At 58.3% G+C, this 19,431-nt stretch carries 17 protein-coding genes; 10 read left to right on the forward strand and 7 right to left on the reverse strand.

From position 1 onward, the window contains the following. Window positions 1–140 precede the first annotated feature (140 nt). The 4 genes from HMPREF0577_RS07585 to mtrA are packed head-to-tail and all read right to left on the reverse strand — an operon-like array spanning window position 141 to window position 4,963. Window positions 141–878, reverse strand: coding sequence for a ComF family protein (locus HMPREF0577_RS07585; protein ID WP_004015563.1), 738 nt, complete (start codon window positions 876–878; stop codon window positions 141–143). A gap of 5 nt (window positions 879–883) precedes the next feature. Next, window positions 884–2,632, reverse strand: coding sequence for an LpqB family beta-propeller domain-containing protein (locus tag HMPREF0577_RS07590; RefSeq protein ID WP_248613755.1), 1,749 nt, complete (start codon window positions 2,630–2,632; stop codon window positions 884–886). Continuing rightward, complete coding sequence (gene mtrB / locus HMPREF0577_RS07595) at window positions 2,592–4,283, reverse strand: MtrAB system histidine kinase MtrB (protein WP_004013224.1); 1,692 nt, start codon at window positions 4,281–4,283, stop codon at window positions 2,592–2,594. The genes HMPREF0577_RS07590 and mtrB overlap by 41 nt, the downstream gene beginning before the upstream one ends. Continuing rightward, complete coding sequence (gene mtrA / locus HMPREF0577_RS07600) at window positions 4,280–4,963, reverse strand: MtrAB system response regulator MtrA (RefSeq protein ID WP_004013225.1); 684 nt, start codon at window positions 4,961–4,963, stop codon at window positions 4,280–4,282. Before mtrA ends, mtrB begins: the two co-directional genes overlap by 4 nt. A gap of 137 nt (window positions 4,964–5,100) precedes the next feature. Here mtrA and HMPREF0577_RS07605 point away from each other — a divergent pair, with 137 nt between their 5' ends. The 5 genes from HMPREF0577_RS07605 (at window position 5,101) to HMPREF0577_RS07625 (ending at window position 10,685) form a co-directional block, all read left to right on the forward strand. Further along, entirely contained in the window at window positions 5,101–6,402 is a 1,302-nt protein-coding gene (locus tag HMPREF0577_RS07605; protein WP_112664838.1) for a glycerophosphoryl diester phosphodiesterase membrane domain-containing protein, read from the forward strand. Window positions 6,403–6,412: 10 nt separating this feature from the next. Then, window positions 6,413–7,162: a hypothetical protein gene (locus HMPREF0577_RS07610; RefSeq protein WP_004013227.1), complete on the forward strand. Its 750-nt coding sequence runs from the start codon at window positions 6,413–6,415 to the stop codon at window positions 7,160–7,162. After that, window positions 7,159–8,328: a DUF4350 domain-containing protein gene (locus HMPREF0577_RS07615; RefSeq protein WP_004018110.1), complete on the forward strand. Its 1,170-nt coding sequence runs from the start codon at window positions 7,159–7,161 to the stop codon at window positions 8,326–8,328. The genes HMPREF0577_RS07610 and HMPREF0577_RS07615 overlap by 4 nt, the downstream gene beginning before the upstream one ends. Continuing rightward, window positions 8,328–9,287, forward strand: coding sequence for an AAA family ATPase (locus tag HMPREF0577_RS07620; RefSeq protein ID WP_004013230.1), 960 nt, complete (start codon window positions 8,328–8,330; stop codon window positions 9,285–9,287). Before HMPREF0577_RS07615 ends, HMPREF0577_RS07620 begins: the two co-directional genes overlap by 1 nt. A 105-nt stretch (window positions 9,288–9,392) precedes the next feature. Then, window positions 9,393–10,685: a DUF58 domain-containing protein gene (locus tag HMPREF0577_RS07625; protein ID WP_004015556.1), complete on the forward strand. Its 1,293-nt coding sequence runs from the start codon at window positions 9,393–9,395 to the stop codon at window positions 10,683–10,685. A gap of 349 nt (window positions 10,686–11,034) precedes the next feature. Here the strand turns inward: HMPREF0577_RS07625 and HMPREF0577_RS07630 are convergent, their stop codons facing one another. Further along, entirely contained in the window at window positions 11,035–12,867 is a 1,833-nt protein-coding gene (locus HMPREF0577_RS07630) for a cell wall-binding repeat-containing protein (protein WP_004013232.1), read from the reverse strand. A 339-nt stretch (window positions 12,868–13,206) separates the two neighbouring features. Here HMPREF0577_RS07630 and HMPREF0577_RS07635 point away from each other — a divergent pair, with 339 nt between their 5' ends. Continuing rightward, a complete protein-coding gene (locus HMPREF0577_RS07635) occupies window positions 13,207–13,338 on the forward strand; it encodes a hypothetical protein (RefSeq protein ID WP_004013233.1) in 132 nt (43 codons plus the stop codon). Window positions 13,339–13,360: 22 nt separating this feature from the next. On the opposite strand, the gene HMPREF0577_RS07640 is transcribed toward HMPREF0577_RS07635, so the two are convergent. Further along, window positions 13,361–13,792 carry a metallopeptidase family protein gene (locus HMPREF0577_RS07640; protein ID WP_004013234.1) on the reverse strand — a complete coding sequence of 144 codons (432 nt, stop codon included), beginning with the start codon at window positions 13,790–13,792 and terminating at the stop codon, window positions 13,361–13,363. 156 nt (window positions 13,793–13,948) lie between these two features. On the opposite strand from HMPREF0577_RS07640, the gene HMPREF0577_RS07645 reads away from it, so the two are divergent. Continuing rightward, window positions 13,949–14,359 (forward strand): DUF3499 domain-containing protein, encoded by a 411-nt coding sequence (locus tag HMPREF0577_RS07645; protein ID WP_004015552.1) that lies wholly within the window; start codon window positions 13,949–13,951, stop codon window positions 14,357–14,359. Between the two features lie 50 nt (window positions 14,360–14,409). Here HMPREF0577_RS07645 and HMPREF0577_RS07650 read toward each other — a convergent pair whose 3' ends face one another. Further along, window positions 14,410–14,940 (reverse strand): inorganic diphosphatase, encoded by a 531-nt coding sequence (locus tag HMPREF0577_RS07650; protein WP_004013236.1) that lies wholly within the window; start codon window positions 14,938–14,940, stop codon window positions 14,410–14,412. Window positions 14,941–15,120: 180 nt separating this feature from the next. Here HMPREF0577_RS07650 and HMPREF0577_RS07655 point away from each other — a divergent pair, with 180 nt between their 5' ends. From HMPREF0577_RS07655 to HMPREF0577_RS07665, 3 genes are all read left to right on the forward strand, one after another. Continuing rightward, complete coding sequence (locus HMPREF0577_RS07655; protein WP_004013237.1) at window positions 15,121–16,638, forward strand: D-alanyl-D-alanine carboxypeptidase/D-alanyl-D-alanine-endopeptidase; 1,518 nt, start codon at window positions 15,121–15,123, stop codon at window positions 16,636–16,638. A gap of 262 nt (window positions 16,639–16,900) precedes the next feature. Continuing rightward, the gene (locus HMPREF0577_RS07660; RefSeq protein ID WP_004015551.1) at window positions 16,901–18,265 is read left to right on the forward strand and encodes an O-acetylhomoserine aminocarboxypropyltransferase/cysteine synthase family protein; all 1,365 of its coding nucleotides are present in this window, start codon (window positions 16,901–16,903) and stop codon (window positions 18,263–18,265) included. Window position 18,266: 1 nt separating this feature from the next. After that, window positions 18,267–19,352, forward strand: a complete 1,086-nt coding sequence (locus HMPREF0577_RS07665) for a methylenetetrahydrofolate reductase (protein ID WP_036342605.1) — start codon at window positions 18,267–18,269, stop codon at window positions 19,350–19,352. The last annotated feature ends 79 nt before the right edge of the window (window positions 19,353–19,431 follow it).

Below are 19,431 nucleotides of genomic sequence, written 5' to 3' on the forward strand. Positions count from 1 at the left end.
CTTCCGCGCGGGCAACACTCCGTCGTGTTTTACCTGCTGTTTTTACGTTAATTTTATTCTAGTGCAAGCGGATTATCCGCGCAGTATTTCCGGGGGGTTTATTTCATGAGGCGCCGGCTTCGCCGGTGAATTTCAGGCTACTATTGGGAAAACTGGCTGGTAGCGAACACGAATCCACCCAGGATTTCTGTCCCCACGCCTTGCAAAACCCGCGCCATTTCCCGCAAGGTGGAACCAGTGGCGCTGACATCATCAACCAAAACCGCCGCCACCCCGGAAAGCTCCGAACCAGCCCCGGGCGCAACCAGGGTCATTCGATGGTGCCGATTCGTCACCCGCTGCGAATACCCCAGCCCGGCCTGTTTTTTGGTGCCCGGCCGCATTTTTAGTACCTCTAGCACTCCCGACTGGCTCGCCACCCCGGATTTGACCAACCCAGACATGATGCCGGTGGCGAAAGCCCCCGCGACCGGGGACGATGCTCCCGGGGTGGTCGAGGGTGCGGGGACTACGAACACTTCGCGATGGCACCTCATGACCCCGAGGCGCGCCGCTAAAACCGCCGCGTTTTCACCCGCGGCCGCAAAGTAAGACCGCAAATCCAAACGCGGGTCGTGTTTGCCCGCCAAAACAAAACGGCGCATAGCGCCTTCGTAATTCGCCACAGCGAAACCGGGGATGCCGGCAAGCTCCAGGTCAAGCGCCTGGGGTTCACCCAAAATTTGCGCCAAACACCGGTCACAAACCATTTCATCCCAAGCTCCGCAACCCACACATTCCGTGGGCAGCAGCACCCCACCCAAATCCGTCAGCGCGGCCCGCAGTTCGCGACTGACTCGCCGTGCGCGACGTGAAGAATCCTCAAATTCACCGCCCACGATGACTACCCAGGATAGGTGGGGTCTTGCACCCCGCTCAAAGTGTGCTGCCAGTTACGCCCCGAACGCGAAAAGAGTTCGCCGTTCTTGGTGGCCAGGTAAACCTCGTTTTCGGTGCGCCCCCCCGCCAAGGCCACCGCGTCTTTCACCCCCGGCAGGGTCGAAACCGGACCGAACAGCGGGATTATACGCACCGTGGTTTTCTCGCCGCCGCCGGTCAAAGCGGCCAAAGTATAGCCTTGCAACCACGACAAATCCGCCACTGTACTAGTGCCGATTTCCAGCTCCTGAGTGCCCACCAGGGTTTCGGGCAGGCCGTACTGGTTACGCAGGATTATCGCCAGCGAAATCTGGTCTTTGCCGTCCACACTGCGAATCGCCGCCAAACGGCTGCCGTCCGGACTGATTGCTAGGGCGGTAACTATGCGGGAATCGTGCCAGGGCAGCTCGATTTGAATACCACTGCCGTCGTCGTTATACGCCAAAATATGGTTGGGTTGGGCGCTGTCTACCGTCCAAATCCAGCCCAAACGATCTACCACGGGCGCTGCTAATCCCAGGCCAGAGTACAACACCTGGGCGGAGCGTTGCTTCCACACATAGAGTTTTTGACGCGCGCCATCCGTGAAAGCAATCGTTTTCCCATCCACGGACACAGCCGGGTGGCTCATAGAAATCCCCGCTAAGTTCGACGCTGACAGCAGCACTTCAACTTTGTCCCCATCCAGGCGAACCAGGTTGCCATCTTTAATCATCACCGGGTTGACCACCCCCGACGGGTCGCTAATCGGCTCGGTGTTTGGCAGCGGTACATTACCCAGACTCAAACTGACCGAAGAAATCCCCGCCACATCGCGCAAAGTCGAGCCGATTTGCCAATAGGCCAGAGCGATGGTGTGTGGGTCGGTAAAGGGCTGGGTCGAATCGATGTTGACATTGGCTACCCCGTCGAAAACCTCGACGGTTCCCCCGCGCAGACTGGTTCCGGGGGGAAACACCGAGGTCGCCGCGCCACGAAAACTTCGTGGCGGCCCGGCCAAAATCGCGTTGACCAGGTAGGACGCCATGCGGCGGCGCGGGTACCAGCGTAAGTCTGGAATCAAGGCCCCGTGGTTGGCGGCCAAAAAGAATATCGGGGCTGAAGCGTAAATCGAAGCAAATACGGATTGGGACAGAATCACGCCGTCTTCAAGATTCGCGATGCGCCACTGGTTGTCCGCCGCTTTGACCAGGGAAAAACGTTCTTGAATCTCGGAGGTGGTGTTGGCGACTGAATATTTCCCGGAACTGTCGACGCTGCCCACGGCTTTCGCGTTGGCCTGAACCGCAGCGTCACTGGTGGTGGTGATGTCTATGCCCGAATCGGTGTCGACAATCACCACTTGGGCATCTGGTTTCCAGTCCACCGCCGCCTTAGAGGCCAAAAAAGACCTGGCTACGGTGAAATCGTCGGAATACCCGGCCGCACAGGCGCGAATAAAGCCCCGCACGATTTCTTCCGGGGACGCATTCGGTACCGGCCCGGGCGCGTTTAGACCCAGCAATGGCTGGTTGGCTGCGATTTCGATATCGGATTTTTGTACCGTTCCGGCATACGGCAGGGTTGCGCAAGCACCTAATGAAACCGCCCCGACCAACAGGGCAGCTATCGTTACGTAACGGGGTTCATGAGGTGCCATCCCCGTTGCTCTCCGCCCCCACCACTGTGACTTTCTAAACATCTTCACCCCCGACTGTGCTTTGGTATTCCTCAAGTTTGGGTTCTACGTAGTCAGTCAAGGCTACGGGAGCCGGTCCCATTTCGCCTCCACGCAATCGGGGCAGAGTCAAACGGAAGGACGAGCCGTAGCCTTCTTTGCCCCAGGCCTCCAAGGTACCCCCAGAGAGCCGGGCGTCTTCGAGGGAAATCGCCAGTCCCAACCCGGTTCCCCCGGTGGTGCGCGCCCGAGCGGTGTCCGCCCGATAGAAACGGTCGAAAACCCTCGAGGTCACTTCCGGGCTCATGCCCACCCCGTGGTCGCTTACCCGCAGGGAAACCGCAGTTTCGCTGGTGTCCGTGGTGATGACCACCGGGTTGCCTTCCGAATGCTCGATGGCGTTTACCACCAGGTTGCGGATGATACGGGTAACCCGGCGGGTGTCGAGTTCAGCGGTGCAAGGATAGGCGGGCAGGTTCAACACCACCTTGCAGCCGACTTTTTCGGCCAAACTGGCGGTGTCCTCTACTACCTGGCGTGCCAGGGCGTTGATATCTGCCGTTTCAAAAGACAGGCGAGCCGAGCCGGAATCGATACGCGAGATTTCCAGCAAATCCGCCAGCATCGCGTCGAAACGCTCGATTTGGTCGTGCAGCAACTCCGCGCTGCGCAGCGCGGCGGGATCCAAGGCTCGGCGCGCGTCAAAGATTACATCATCGGCGATTCGCATGGTGGTCAGGGGGGTGCGCAGCTCGTGGGATACATCCGAAACGAAACGCTGCTGCAGGCGTGACATTTGCCCCAGGGTGTCGATTTTTGATTGCAAGGATCCAGCCATTTTATTGAAGGAATCCGCCAGCTGCGCCATCTCGTCTTGGCCTTGGGACAACACCCTAGCGTTAAGGTCGCCAGCGGCCAGACGTTCGGCGGTGCGCACCGTGCGGCGCACCGGCACCAACACGGAGTACACCACTACCCAGGTCATGGCCCCCACCAACAGCAGCAGAGCCACACCCCCCGCGCCCAACACTTGCATAACCAAGTCCAGATTGGCCTGTTCATCGGCCAGGGAATACACAAAATACAGTTCATGTGCTCCCGCCAAGGGCAGTATCAGGGGGGTTCCCACCGCAATTCCCGGGGCAAAGCGCCCGTTTGTTTCCTTGATTTTCACGGACTGCCAGTATTGTCCCGGCTTTTTTTCCACGGCTTCGCGCAGTTCGGGGGTGATGGTTTCCCGCAGGTTTCCCGTCCCGATTTCGTTAATCACAAAAGAAGATGTTTCGTGGGGGTTTCGCAGAATCAACACCGCCGGGGCGCTCCCCCCCGAGGCGAGGGTGGCCATGGAAGTAATCACGTCTTGAGCCAATGATTGCACTTGTTCCACCGTGGAGACTGGGGCTAAATCCAAACGATTTTGCGCTGATTTGGCGCGGGAAGCCGATTCGACCAGCAGCTGGTTGAGTCGTTCTTGAAAAATCCCGTCTCGGATTGAATTCGCGGTATACAGTCCGATTCCACCCAAAATCACCAGGGTGGACACCAGCATGACCATTCCCATGCGCAGCGTCAGGGATTTTTGTAAAGGCAGCGGCACCCATGATGACTGCAGCAGCTGTAAAGAATATCGGGTGACGGTGTTGATTAGCTGGCTGACCCGGCGTTGTCGCCTCGAGCGGCGAAACACTGCGGGGGTAGAGGCGCTCACGAATGCGCACTTCCAATCCGGTATCCCACTCCTCGAACCGTCAAAACAACCTGGGGGTTATCCGGATCAACTTCCACTTTGGCGCGCAGTCGTTGTACATGCACGTTCACGAGTCGCGTGTCGGCACCGTGACGTAAGCCCCATACTTGCTCCAGGAGTTCTTCGCGGCTCAAGACCCGCCCGGGTTTCGAGGCTAGTGCCACCAACAGGTCATATTCCAAAGGGGTGAGTCCCAAATCCCGACCGCCGCGAGTCACCTGGTGGGAGGCCAGATTAATCTCGAGGTCGGCGGCTTTCAGTACTTCTTCGGCTTGGGTTTCCAAGTGTCGCAGCCGGGCGGCGACCCGCGCCAGGAGTTCTTTGGGTTTAAAGGGTTTGGGCACATAGTCATCCGCCCCGGCCTCCAGGCCAGCCACCACATCAGTGGTGTCGGTTTTGGCAGTCAACATGATAATCGGCACCACCGAGGTCTGGCGGATGCGCCGACAGATTTCAATTCCATCCATCCCGGGCAGCATCAAATCCAACAACACCAAGTCGGGGTTTATTCGGTTGAATTCACCCAGGGCTTTTGCCCCGTCGGCGCAAAAGCTCGGGGTGTAGCCGGATGATTCCAAAATAATGCCTATCATTTCAGACAGGGCGGTGTCGTCGTCAACTACCAGAATTTTAGAACTCATAGTCCTATTTTGACATGATTTACGGAAGCTGGGGCATTAGTCCTGGGAAAGCCGGGGATTTTTATTCACTTTGACAAGAAATTACGGCTCGGACATGGCAACATAGACTTGGGCTTAGTGAAAGGGAACAAATATTTATGAACCAACCGAATCAATCACCCACCCCGCCCAACCCCTCAAGTTGGGGCAACTCCGAGGTTCCTACCAGCGGATATGGACAGTTCAGCGCGGGTTCCTGGCAGAATCCCGGGGGGTCGCCCGCTGGCACGACTGCTGAGGCGGGAAATGGCAGTATTCCTCCGTCGGGTGTGTTCGGCGGAATATCGCGTCCAAATAACCCAGCCGGCTCCGACAATCAAAGTACTGCGGATACCTCGGGGATGGCTTTTAGGGGAACTCTGAATGCCAGTGCTGGTGCGAGTGCTGGTGCTGGTGCGGGAACCATGCCGGGGTTTAGTGAAAATCCTCGGGATTACCAGCAGGTTCAACCCGGGGTGATTCCCCTGCGGCCGTTGTCTTTGAGCGATATTTTCAACGGCGCATTCCGGGCGCTGCGCGAAGCCCCTTCGGTGATGTTCGGTCTGATTTTGGGAATCTGGGCCGTGTTTGCTTTGGTTTCGGGAATTATTACCGCCCTGTCATTCCCCGACATAAACCAGGCGATGCAAACGCTTGAAAACAGCGGTGAAAACACCGAGGCCATGTTGGATACCGTCCTGGGAATGATAGAGAGCGCTCTGCTGGTCAGCATCCCCACCAGTATTGTTCGGATTGCGGTTCTGGCGATAACCACGGGTATCGGGGTGGCGGCTATCGCCCCCATGGCTTTGGGGCGCCGTCCTTCCATCGGTGACACTTGGGACGCGGTTAAACCCCACTTTTGGAGGCTGATTGGCTTTACTTTCCTGCTGGATTTGATTGCTATCGGGGTGGCGATGCTGGCTTTCTCGCCGCTGATTTTGACTTTCGTTGGGACTTATACCCAAAACCTGTGGATGGCGGTATCCGGGGGGTTACTGGTGTTGCTCACTGGTTTAGCCGGATTCCTGTGCTATGTGTTCATAACCATCCGCGTTATTTTCGCGGTTCCCGCTATGGTTATGGAGAACATCGGGGTGGGGGCATCCATGCGCCGCTCTTGGGCTCTGACCAAGAAGTCTTTTTGGCGGATTTTCGGTGTCATCGCTCTCACATACATGATTTGGATGGCGATTATGGCTGGACTAGGTTTCATTGTCCAGATAGTGGTTACGGTGGCTGCGACCGTCACCAAAAACATGACCTTGGTAATGGGAATCAGCGAAACCTTAAGCGGGGTTATCGCCGGGGTCTATATCCCGTTTATTGCCGGGGTACAGTCCATCCTCTATATCGATTTACGAATGCGCCGCGAAGGTCTGGCTTTAAGTTTGCTGCGCGCTTCCCAACAACAGGACTGAGAGGTTCCCTGTGTTCGCCCCCGTGTTTACCGCCTTCACTGTCTTCCCCACCGACGACAGTGCGAGTGACGCACCCCTGGGGGGGGCAGCCGGGCGGGAATTGTTGGAACGGGAGCTAGAAAAACCCATCTACCAGGAGCATCACTCGATACTCAAAGGCCTTATCTCTCAGCTTATCGAACTGTTTTCCGGCGCGCATTTCAACCCGGATTTGCCTTCCTTCAATTGGATTGTGGTTGCCCTGTTGATAGCGGTGATGGCGGCGGTGGCTACCTTGCTGTTGACCAACAGTTCCTGGCGAATCCACGCCCCAACAACAGGCAAAAAACCAAAAGATTCCGTGGTGTTTGACGACAACCGCAGCGCTATCCAATATTTGGCGGCGGCACGGGCAGCCGTGGGACGCGAAGACTTCTCGGTGGCTTTCCTCGAACAGTTCCGTCACCTCATGAAGATGTGTGAAGGGGAAGGCAAGCTGGTTATCCCCCCGGGGCTCACCGCCGTGGAAGCCAGCCAGAAACTGACCCGGATTGCCCCCAATTTCGGGGTCGACTTGAACTGGGCCGCCACCCAGTTCAACGCTTTGCGCTTCGGTCACCGCCAGGCTTTGCCTGCGGATTTCCACCGGATACGAATCTTGGATGAAAACCTGGAGCGTCAAATCAAATCACATTCTCCCCTCGCGCATCCTTCCGCACAGCTGGCGGCCACAGCACCGACCCCCGCCCTGGCTGCTGCCTCGACGGAGGTGACCTCATGAGTTCCCCCTCCGCTCCCACCGCCACCCCGCGTATCAGCGAAGCCTTGCACCAGTCACGCTGGATTGTGGGCGGTTTCGTGCTGCTGGTAATCTCTTCTCTGATTTTTGGTTTACTGTCCAGGCCTACAGACACTAACCCCTTGTCCCCTAATAATCCCGGCCCGCGCGGGGCAATGGCACTGGCTCAGGTTTTACAGCAAAAGGGAGTGAATGTCCGCAATATCTATACCACTCGTGACGTGGCGCAACTGGGGGAAGACGACCTGCTGGTGGTGACCGGGGTGGCGGATTTGACGGATAAACACATCAGCTCCCTGATGAAATCCCCGCGTACCAACCTGTTGTTCCTGGGTACTTTCGCTCAGACGAATCGCCTAGAGCCCTACGCGGTGGCAGTGGGTGAGAGCACCCCGGATGGAGTGGCGCCGCGTTGTAAACTGCCGGCTGCTTTCGAGGCTGGTCCTTTGCACGGTTCGCGCGGTTCTCTCAAGCCTTTGCGTACCCCCGAAGCGGCCTGCTACCAGGTAGCACCCGAGAAATACGCCTATCTGCAGTTCCAGCGTCCTGGGGGGCTGCGGGTTAGCTTCCTGGCCGATGCTGCGGCCGCCGAAAACCGCGAAATTACCCAGAACTCTCAGGCTGCGTTCCTGTTGAACCTGATGCTGCCAGCCAAGAACGTGGGTTGGATTGTGGGCAGTACTTTCCAGCTGCCTTCTGGCCATGACGCCGGGTCGGGCACTGCCGATGTTATCCCCCCAGCCATGACTCGTGCCTTGATATTGTTCTTTGTGGCTTTGCTGGTTTTGGCTTTGGCGAAGGGTCGGCGTTTGGGGCGGGTCATCACCGAGGTGGTTCCAGTGGTGGTGCACGGAGCGGAAACCGTCTATGGGCGGGCTCGTATGTACCGGATTCACGGGGCGTTTGAAACCGCCGCCCGTCACGCCCGGGGCTTCACCGCGCGGCGTTTGGGGGAAAGACTGCATCTGGCGCGGGGTATCAGTGCGGAGCAGCTATGCGAGCGGGTCGCGGAGCTCACCGGGATGCCCGAGTCGCGGGTTCATGAGGCGCTAGCGGGATCCCCGCCACGCACGGGAGCTGAATTGGTAAATCTTTTAAAGAATCTGAACAGCCTGGTTGAAACCACCAAAGGGAAGGAACACAAATAATGGAAACACAAGCTGCCATCTTGGATAAATTTTCTGCGCTTAGAGGCGAAATCAACAAGGTAGTCAAGGGGCAGGATGCCATCGTGACCGGGCTGGTCATCGGGCTTATCACCGGGGGACATGTCCTGTTAGAGGGCGTGCCGGGGGTGGCAAAAACCCTTACCGTACGGGCACTGGCGGCAGGGCTGAGCCTCAAAAACACGCGGGTGCAGTTCACCCCAGATTTGATGCCCGGAGATTTGACCGGTTCCTTGATTTTCAACTCGCAAACCTCGACTTTCACCTTCCGCGAAGGCCCGGTATTCACGAACCTGCTTTTGGCTGATGAAATCAACCGTACTCCCCCGAAAACCCAGTCGGCGCTGTTGGAGGCCATGGAGGAACACCAGGTCAGTGCCGACGGGGTCAGTCGGGAACTACCCAACCCTTTTATGGTAATCGCCACCCAAAACCCCGTGGAATACGAGGGTACCTATCCCCTGCCGGAGGCACAGCTAGACCGCTTCTTGCTGAAACTCGAGGTTCCCCTGCCTTCGCGGGATACCGAACTGGAGGTTCTTAACCTGCATTTACGCGGGTTTAACTCCCGGGCGCTGGCGGATTCCGGGCTGCGCCCGGTGGCTAGTGCCGAGGATATCGCGGCGGCACGCCAGGCCGTGAAATCGGTGAGCGCCGGTCCGGAAGTATTGGGATACATCGTGGATTTGGTTCGCGCCACTCGGACACTACCCCAGGTGGAGCTGGGGGTATCCCCGCGCGGGGCGACAGCTCTGTTGGCGACCTCGCGGGTATGGGCTTGGCTGTGCGGGCGGGACTTCGTCACCCCTGATGATGTCAAATCCTTGGTGTTGCCCACTTTCCGACACCGGCTGCGCCTGCGTGCCGAGGCCGAGATGGAGGGTGTCACTGCCCAGTCCCTGTTGGATACGGTGTTATCCGCCACGCCGGTGCCCCGTTGAACTCGGGGGGGTGAAGCCCCCGGAGGAAAACCGGGATTCCCGGATGGCACCTCGTGAATTCGAACGAAAAACCCAACCCGCCCCCTTACAGAAAGGATCAGAATAGTGGCTGTGACTTCCCGCTTGGCGATACTGATCGCCTTGGGGATTCCGTTGATGTTCCTGACCGAATGGAAGGCGGCGGGGACGTCTTGGCTGTTGTTGTGCCTCGCGTTGTGGCTGTTTGACGCGCTGCTGGCACCATCGCCGCGTCGCTTGACAATTACCCGGCAACTGCCGGTGTCGCTGCGCCTTAACGCCACTACCCCCTATTCGATTACGGTTTCGAACCCCACCCGGCGGCGATTTCGCGCCTGGCTGCGCGATGCGTGGCAGCCTTCCCTGCAAGCCGCGCCGGCGCGGCATCGTTTTGTGCTGGCGGGCAAGCAAACCCTGGAGTTGGCAGCCACGTTCACCCCAACCCGCAAAGGCACCCTGGTCAGTGATTCGGTGACGATACGTTCTTTTGGACCGCTCGGCCTGGGTGCCCGCCAGTTTTCCGCCCCGATTGGGCAAAAAGTGCGGGTGCTGCCCGAGTTTCGTTCCGCGAAGTATTTGCCGTCCCGCCTGGCGACGCTGCGGCGCCTGGAGGGTAACACCCTATTGACCCAACGCGGGCAGGGATCGGAGTTTGATTCGCTGCGTGAATATGTGCCTGGTGATGATGTGCGTGACATCGAATGGCATGTTTCAGCGCGTAACCGGGTGCCGGTGGTGAAAACTTGGCGGCCGGAGCGTGACCGCAATGTGATTATTTGTTTGGATACCTCAAGGACTTCGGCGGTGCGACTGGGAGCGTATCCGCGCCTGGATGCGAATATGGAGGCGGCTTTGCTGTTGGGAGCTTTGGCATCCAGTGCGGGGGATCGGATTCACTTGATTGCTTTCGACAACCGGATTCGCGCTAATATTCAGCCTTCTCGCGGCCAGGGTCTGGTCGGCGAGATGGCCAGTGCTATGGCCGGTTTGGAATCGTCTTTGACCGAGGCGAACTGGATGGGTTTGGGACAAAACCTGTTGGCGACGGTGCGCCAGCGTTCCCTGGTGGTGGTGTTGACTGGCTTGGAGGCCGGGCTGGATCGGGGGCAGTTGATGCCGATGGTGGAGTCTTTGAGTGGGCATCACCAGGTGTTGGTGGCCGCCGCGATGGATCCCGAGGTTAGCGAGCTGACAGTGAAGGCTGATAACACCGAGGAGGCCTTTCTGGCATCCGCCGCGATGGCGGACTGCGAGGAGCGCCGCCGCGCCGGGGATTTGCTGGGTTTACTCGGTGCCCAGGTTCTGACCACGGATCCCGATGCTTTGCCGCCGGCCGTGGCCGATGCCTACCTGGCGCTCAAGCGTCGCGGCCAGATTTAAGCTGCCTAAGGCGTAGTCTCTCTAAAGAGAAGCCGCAGCATTACAGCAATGATGACCTAATTTAGCAGTGGTGCCGGGCTTACGCCCGGCACCACTGTTTTTCACCATCAATCTGAAAATCTGAATCTTTGGCTCGCGGTTTTGCTGTTTTGTCGCTCGATGCTCTGGGGTGGCACGGCCGGGCTAGCTATGGTTTGTCCGATAACGCTTAGCGGCGAAGCCGCTAAGCGAAATTACGGAAACCATGAATCGCCACGCTGCGCCGCGCGGGCGAAGCCCGCATATCGGCGCAGTCACAGCGTGGAGGCGGCTAGCGACAGCAACGATTTGCTGTCGCCGCCGTAACTCCTTACTTGGTGTACACCGCCATGTTCTCTGGCAGGACTGCCTTGCCACCGAAGAGCTGCATGGACTTGGTGTCAGCCGGGACGTTAACCCGGGCAGGCTTAGCCAACACCAAATCAGCATTCAGCGAACCCGCCAGGGCACCAGCCACGAGGGAATCAGCATAGGACTGGCCGCTGGACACTAGGACGCTGCCTTTAGCGGGGGTGACCCCGGCCAACATGTAGGCGGTCTCATACCGATCAGAGCCAACAACCTTATCCACCCCCGCACCAGCGGCGCGGCAGGCCGGACCGCCCGCACACACGGTTTTCGCGGTAGCATCCTTAGCGACAGCCGCACCCGGCTTGACCAAATCCACCGTGCCACCCATCAGGGAAGCAGCCGAAGAACACGCCAAAGCATCAGGGAAGTCCCCGCCAGTAGCATTACACGCGATAGCGGATTTACCCCCCAAAGCCTTGAGGGTCGCAGCCTTCACCGAAGCAGCAGTGGCATACCGGTCAACCCCAGCATGGCGGATTACCTCCAAACCAGCGTTCTTTAGCTGGGCTTCCTTCGCAGCCGACACCGCCTGGTATCCGCCAACAATGTGAACCGTCTTAGTCTTATACGTCCTCAAAGAATCCAAAATAGACTGCTCCAACACGCTACCGGTACTCAACACGACCCCACCCTTATATGCACCCGCCAGAGCACCACCAACCAGGGCATCCGGAAAACCAGACCCGGTAGCCAGCACGACTACTTCATGGTTCTTCGCCAGCCCCAACGCCGCCACCGAGGTAGCCACCCGGTCAGCCCCAGCCGCACGCTTCACCGCACTCTTCGACAAATCCAGCTTCTTAGTGAACTGCTTATCAAACTTGTTTCCCACCGACTGCTTAGCACCGGGCTTCTTGTCGCCAGGCTTCTCCTTCCCGCCCCCAGCCTTCTTGGCCGGGGTGGACGGGCTAGACGGCGTATAGCCGCTGCCACCGTTACCAAACCAAGTACTACCGGATCCGCTGTTAACAGCCTTGCACTGAGCTTTCAATTCCAAATCACTATTGAAGTCAGAGGCAGCCGGGTCACTGCCATCAGCCTTGACCCACTTCACGAACTCAGTCGCCAAACCATCCTTGCAAGCACCGTCAGTTGACACGCCATCATAGTTAGCCGGGACTTCACCCTTTTTCACCTGCTTAGTACGAGCATCCGGAGTGAAAGCAGTACCAGTGGAATCTTTAAACGTAATCGTCACCTTAGCACTGGTATTCGGTGAGGTGTATGTTGCTTCAAGTTCGGTTTTATCTGCAGTGATACTACCGCTTGACCAGCCGCTGGAGCCTTTGGTAATGGTGTAGGTGACGGTCGTGGTGGTGCCGAGAGCCCAGTTGGCTTTCTTAGTGTTATCGTCAACTAGGGTTTCAGTGAGTGTGTATTTACACGGTCCAGCTACGGCATTAAACGCAGAATCGAAGGTGAGTGTCTTGGGGGTGGTGTAGTAGTTTGTGGCACCGGATGAATTGATTCTGTCCTTGATTAGCCTGGCTACGTCTACGTCTCCTGTCCATTGAGGACAACTGCTTCCATCTGTTGTGGCGGTTATTTTTATTGGTGGTCCTGGGTTACCCCATTTTGTGCCGCTGGTGTCGCCGGTGGTTTTCACGACTACCGTCAGATTGGCGTCCTCTCCGGAGCTGGAGAATTTTCCGCTGTTCTTTGGTGTATCTGCGGCGAATGCTACGTTCGCAAAAGCGGGGGTGAGACCTATTACTAGCAGGCCTGAGAGGGTGGCTACGCTAAGACGTTTAGAACGCCCCCCCCCCGCAGAATTTCCATAGGTACGAGTCATATGTTTTTCCTTTCAGATTTGATGAACGGCATGAAGCCGTTTGCGTAGTTACACGCAGGAGCTACATTGTCATATTTCCGGCGGTTTTGCCAATGTTTCACAAAAACTTGTCTGACTTCTTGGGGGTTTCTGCTGGTGACTCGGTGTTTCAGGTTTCTGAATCCAGGTTTTCCTTTTGTTTTGTCTTGGGGCGTGTTATATTGCTTGTCCACAGAATTCTGTCCAGAGCACCAAGCGGGACGCGCACCTATTTCCTGTAAAACCAGGGCAACAAGGTAACCGAGGCTGCCTGAAGATACCCTAAAAGAGGGAGCTGCCACGTACACAATCGCTTTTGATTTGGAACAGGACACCTTGTCGAAGACCTACGGCACCCCCACGTACACCAATGCACACACCGGTATCCAGATACTGCGCATCGAAGACAACAATAACCTGATGCCCGCGATAGAAATGGTGACCGGCAAGTAACACAGCTGCCGCGCGACGCCGTTCACCAGCTAGGGTCGATATCCTCGGGGTGCTTACCCAGTAGGCGCGCGGATTCCTCGAGGACGACCGCGTGAATCATTTCGCGCAACTCTATTATCGAACGCGCCCGCTGTTCCAGGGGACGACGATACACCACCACCTGCGGGTCAAGACCACGATGCGGATCAGCGCCGAAACCACGGGACAATACGACTGCGTCACGCTCCCACGGAGCCGGGTCGGAAGGCGGGACATCCTCGACCCCGTATTTGATAGCCGAAAAATCAGAACACACCGCCACCAAAGAACGAACTTCCTGTACCACCAGGTCATCGAAAGACTCCCGGCGGGTACGATAACGCGGCAGCATCGCGGGCACCAACACCCCACGCGAACCGCGTCCATGCCGATCCCGATGCACCGGGTCACGACGGGTACGCGGGGCAGTGGACACCTGCCAATGCAGCTCGCCTCCGAAATCTAAAACCCGTACTTGATGTGTTCCACTAGCCACCCTGCTAGCATAACGCACCCTTCCCCGAAACTCCCAGGAAGCCGCCCCTGGGCGAGCCGCCGGTCAATTTAGTTTAAACCGCGCTAGGGTGGATACGTGAGTTGTACCCGCTTGTGTTCCAAACCCGGTTGCGCCAACCCCGCCGTGGCGACGATGACCTTCGACCACGCCGAGGCCACCGCCATCCTGGGACCATTGGCCACCAAAGCCGACCCTATTGGCTATGACCTGTGCCAGAAACACGCCGAGAGACTCTCTGTTCCCCGCGGATGGCAGGTGGTGCGTCTGGCGGATTCCTTTACGCCGCCCGTCCCCAACGACGAAGAACTGATGGCCTTAGCCAACGCGGTTCGAGCCGCCAGCCGCACAGATTCCCCGCGCCAACAGCTTTCCCCCGGACACTATACCGGGTCAACAGACCGCGACTCTAACCCCGCCCAGCCCCAGACCCCGGGGACACGACGGGGACACTTGACCCTGGTGGATTCCCCCAAACGCGTGTCTTAAGGATGGCACCTCATGAACCCCGGCGAACCCTAACGGCGCCCCGGCGAACCCTAACGGTGAATATACGTATGCGCGTCAGGGCCTTCCTTTTCCCGGAAACGCGCCAGCGAAGCCAGAATCTCTTTTTCCGCCTCCGCGCGACCCACCCAGTCGGCACCCTCCACGGACTTCCCGGGCTCTAAATCCTTGTAAACCTCGAAGAAATGCTGAATCTCTAGACGGTGAAACTCGCTGACATCCTCTAACTCGGTACGCCACGACGCTCGCTGATCCCCAGCGGGCACACACAAAACCTTGTCATCCCCGCCATGTTCATCACTCATCCGGAACATCCCCAAGGCACGACAAGTAATCACACAACCCGGGAAAGTCGGTTCCTCTAGCAAAACCAAGGCATCCAGCGGGTCACCATCCAAGCCCAACGAGTCGTCAATAAACCCATAGTCATCGGGATAACGCGTGGAAGTAAACAACATGCGGTCAAGCCGAATCCGACCGGTTTCATGGTCAACCTCGTACTTGTTACGGTTCCCCTTAGGAATCTCGATGGTGACATTGAATTTCAAAAAATCCGTTGACATCTCTACCTTCTTGCTTGGTTCTTCAGCTGGCTTAGACTGCTGCGAGCTTATTTCTTCATTGTGCCATTAAGGACAGGCTCACGGGTAATCTTTTATAATTATCCACGGGTTTGCCCCTAGACCAGCTGGGCTGGCTGGACTGGCTGGACTAGCTGGGCTGCCCCAGTCGAAAGGTTTTCAATGCAGACACACACGCGAGCCGGCATCATCGTCGTGGTGGGCGCACTGGTGCTCGGCGGCGGATACATAATGGCAGACGGAGCCGATGCGGTGCCAGGGATACTCACCTTCAAGCCGCCCCTGCCACGGGTAGCGGCCTTCCCCACCCCGAAAGCCGCGTCACCCACCCCGAATCAAGCCCCCCTGTTCGACACCAGCACCGCCCCCGACCCCGCGTTTTTCAAAAACCTGACCCGTGAGTTCATCACAGATTACCGCATGAAAGACATGAAAGTATCGTGGTGGATTGGCACCCTCGACGGGGTGGAACTGGCCTCTGCCAACCCGGATTTGGCGCTCGCCCCGGCATCCACCACAAAACTGTTCACGGCGGCGGCAACCTTGCACGATTTCGGGTCAACAGGACGGGCGCGCACCGTGGTGGCTTGGGATGAATCGGCTCGCAAACTGTACCTGATTGGAGGGGGCGACATCCTGCTGGGGACAGGAGCCGACACGCCAGAAGATATTTTCGGTTACGCCGGTTTGGGGACACTGGCCGCCGACACAGTTCGAGCCTTGACCAAGCATTCCAAAAACATTTTAACACAGGCTCCCTACACCCTGGTGGTGGATGCCTCCTGGTTCGGGACGGAAAAAACCTCGTCAGCGTGGCGCCCCGAAGACCACCAGTGGGTTGGCCCGATTCAAGGTCTAGGAATCGACACGGGGTCGGTGGCGCGCGGTCAGTACGGCTACGTGCCGGACGCAGCTGGGGTGGCCGGCCAGGCTTTTGCCGCTGCATTAGGTGCCAGCGGGGCTGCGCCCGCCAAGATCGAAACCGGGAAATCTGGACTGGCCAAAACCGAGATTCTCGACCCGGCTCGCCCCCTGCCACAAGTAGTCGAAATCGGGCAGGCACCTCATGAATCCCCAACCATAGTGGCACTGGCGCAAGGTGCCCCTTTCGCCCAAGTGATTCGAAAAATGCTCAAAGTTTCGGACAATACCCTGGCCGAAACCCTGGGACGGCTGGTGGCCTTGCATCGCGGGGCAAAACCCACTTTTACAGACAGCGGAAAAAGCGTACAAACAGCAATAGGGGAACTGGGGGTTCACCTGGGCAACACGAACCTCGTGGGATGCTCCGGCCTGGCGCATTCCACCCAAATCCCGGCGCAAGCCCTGGCCAATCTGGTGCGCACGGCGGCCAGCCCCGAGCACCCGGAACTGCGTGCCATGTTGGCGAATCTGCCGGTAGCGGGGGCGGACGGAACCTTAAGAAACGTCTACCAGGAAACAACGGCGGCGGGGAATCTGCGGGGGAAAACCGGCACCCTGGCGATTTCACATTCCCTGGCGGGCACGATGGTGTACCAAAACCAGGTGCTGGCCTATGCGCTGATTATTTCCGGATACCCGGAAGAAAGCCCCGGGGGAACCATCAGCGCAAAACAGATGTTTTTAACGGGACTGCTGGGCGGGAAAACCGAATTCTCCCCCACCGACCCCAAAACCAGCCCCGCACCAGCGGCGTGATTCAACCCGCCAGGCACACCCCAATTTTACTTGCTGGGAAGTTTCCTGTTACACTCTTGCCCATGATGAAGCGAATGCCTCGCTGACGTGCACGTCAGCCACTCACAGCCAGCGCCAGCTGCCCCGGCAGCACCTCGTGCGCTCACAGCATTCGTATTTTGTTCCTGCGTGCCCGTCAGAGCCAAAAACCTTTTGGAACACCGCCAAATTTTCCCATTTTCACCCCGAAAACCGGGGTACTGACATGCAAAGGATAATCATCATGACTAAAACCACCATTGGACCCAACTGGCAAAACCACCCCGAATGGGGTTTCGCCACCCGCCAGATTCACGCCGGTTTCACCGGCGACCCGACCACCGGGGCACAAACTGTCCCGATTTACGCCACGAATGCCTTCCACTTTCCCAACGCCCAGACTGCGGCCGCCCGTTTCGGACTGCAAGAACTCGGACCTATCTATTCCCGTTTGACCAACCCCACTAACGAGGCCTTAGAGGGACGCCTGGCTTCCCTGGAAGGCGGGGTGGGCGCCTTGGTGACCTCTTCCGGGCAGGGCGCCATCACCCTGGCGCTGTTGACTTTGGCCAGCCCCGGCAAGAACATCGTGGCTTCCCCGTCTATCTACGGCGGCACCTATAACCTGCTGGCGCGCACCTTGGCGCGGCTGGGTTTGGAAACCCGTTTCGTCACTGACCCCCGCCACCTGGTGGATTGGAAAGATCTGACCGATGAAAACACGATTGCTTACTATGGCGAAGTCATCCCCAACCCCCAAGGCGATGTGCTGGACTTGGAGCCGCTGGCGAATCTGGCGCATGATTTCGGGGTGCCGCTGGTAGTGGATAACACGGTTCCCACGCCGTATCTGTGCCGTCCGATAGAGTGGGGCGCGGATATTGTGGTGCATTCCGCCACGAAATACCTTGGCGGACACGGCTCGGCGCTGTTGGGAGCGATTGTGGACGCGGGGCGTTTCGACTTTGCTGACCAGGCGGTCGCCGCGAGGTTCCCCGGTTTCAACCAGCCCGACGATTCCTATCACGGCGTGGTTTACGCCCGGGATTTCGGGGTGGGCGGGGCGCTGGGCGCGAACCTGGCGTTTATCTTGAAGGCTCGCGCCGAGGGTTTGCGCGACTTGGGTTTCACTGCTTCGCCTTTCGCGGTGTGGGCCGTGGGACTGGGGGTGGACACCTTGAGTCTGCGGGTGGCACGCCACGTGGAAAACGCCCGCGCGGTGGCCGAGCATTTACAGTCCCTGGTGGGTGGGGGCGTGGTTCAGACCGTGCGCTGGTCCTCGCTGCCGTCCTCGCCGTACTACCAGCTGGCGCAAAAATACACCCCAAAGGGTGCCGGGGCGGTGTTGAATTTCGACTTGACCGGCGGGCTCGAAGCCGGCAAGCGTTTCATCGATTCCCTGGAGTTGCTGGCAAATGTTGCTAACATTGGGGATGTGCGGTCTTTGGCGATTCACCCGGCTTCCACTACGCATTCCCAGTTGAGCGAGGCAGAGCTCGCCGCGCAGGGAATTTCGGCGGGAACCGTGCGGATTTCGGTTGGCATCGAAGATTCCCAGGATATTATCGCGGATATTGACCGAGGTTTGGCCGCAGCAAAGGCAGTGTGACGTGACGCTTCGAGATTTGTATGCAGCAGCGCCTGTAGCATCGGGGGTTGATTGGGTCGCCCCCGATGCCGGTGGGGTGCTCGACACTCCTGGTGCGCCCGTAGCGTTTACTTCGGTTTCACGAGGTGCCAACCCGAAATCCCCGCGAAACCCCACCCGCCCGGTGCGGGTCTCTTTCGAGTTGTATCCGCCGCGCAATCCCGATCCTTTCAGCCAAGCCTGGGCGGGGATAGACCGGCTGTTGGATGCCCACCCGGACTATGTTTCGGTGACTTTCGGCACATCTAATTCCACCTCGGCATCCTCGCAGTCCGTGTTGGCGCACGCCTTGCAGCGTTTGGGTCGCCCGGTTTTAGCCCATTTGACCTGCGTGGGGAAAACCCGCGCGGAACTAAGCACCACCATCACCGAAATGCTAGATATAGGGGTGCGGGATTTCCTGGCGCTGCGCGGGGACAATCCGAAAGGCTCGGTCAACTGGGAACCCGCCCCGGGCGAGTTTTCCCGCGCCAGTCAGCTGGTGACACTGCTGCGGGAAGTCGCCGCCGAATATCTCGGGGATGCCCGGGCGATTTCTATCGCGGTGGCGGCTTATCCGGCGGGGACCGTCTCGGCTCGAACCAATGCGGTGGCTGCCTTGGCCGAAAAACAGTCCGCTGGGGCGGATTTCGCTATCACCCAGGTGTTTTACAACGCGGATGACTACGGTGCCCTGCTGGATTCGGCAACCTACCAAGGGGTGAGCATCCCGATTATTCCAGGGATTATCCCCTTCACGGATGCCGCCCGTTTGCAACGCCTCGAGGGCTTGACCGGAGTGAGTGTGCCCTCTCGGCTGCAAGCGATAAGCGAAATCAGCGACCCGGAAGAACGCTTTTTAGAAGGTCTTAGCGCTACTCTCGATTTCGTCAACGACTTGATTCAGGCGGGGGCTCCCGGTTTACACTTCTATACGTTCAACCGCCCCCGCCCGGTCCTCGACCTGGTCGAACACCTGCGCTCTAGGGGTTTCACCCACGTAGACGAAGATTCCTCTTCGGAGCTCTTGGATTTAATGAATGCCGCCATGCAGCGTTTTTCGCCGTGAATCCCGGCTGGCACCTCATGAACCCGAAACCAACCCAAACCACGAAACCAGGCCACAAACGGCCAAAAAGCAAGGAGAA

This window comes from Mobiluncus mulieris ATCC 35243 (assembly GCF_000160615.1).
In the GTDB taxonomy this organism is placed as follows: domain Bacteria; phylum Actinomycetota; class Actinomycetes; order Actinomycetales; family Actinomycetaceae; genus Mobiluncus; species Mobiluncus mulieris.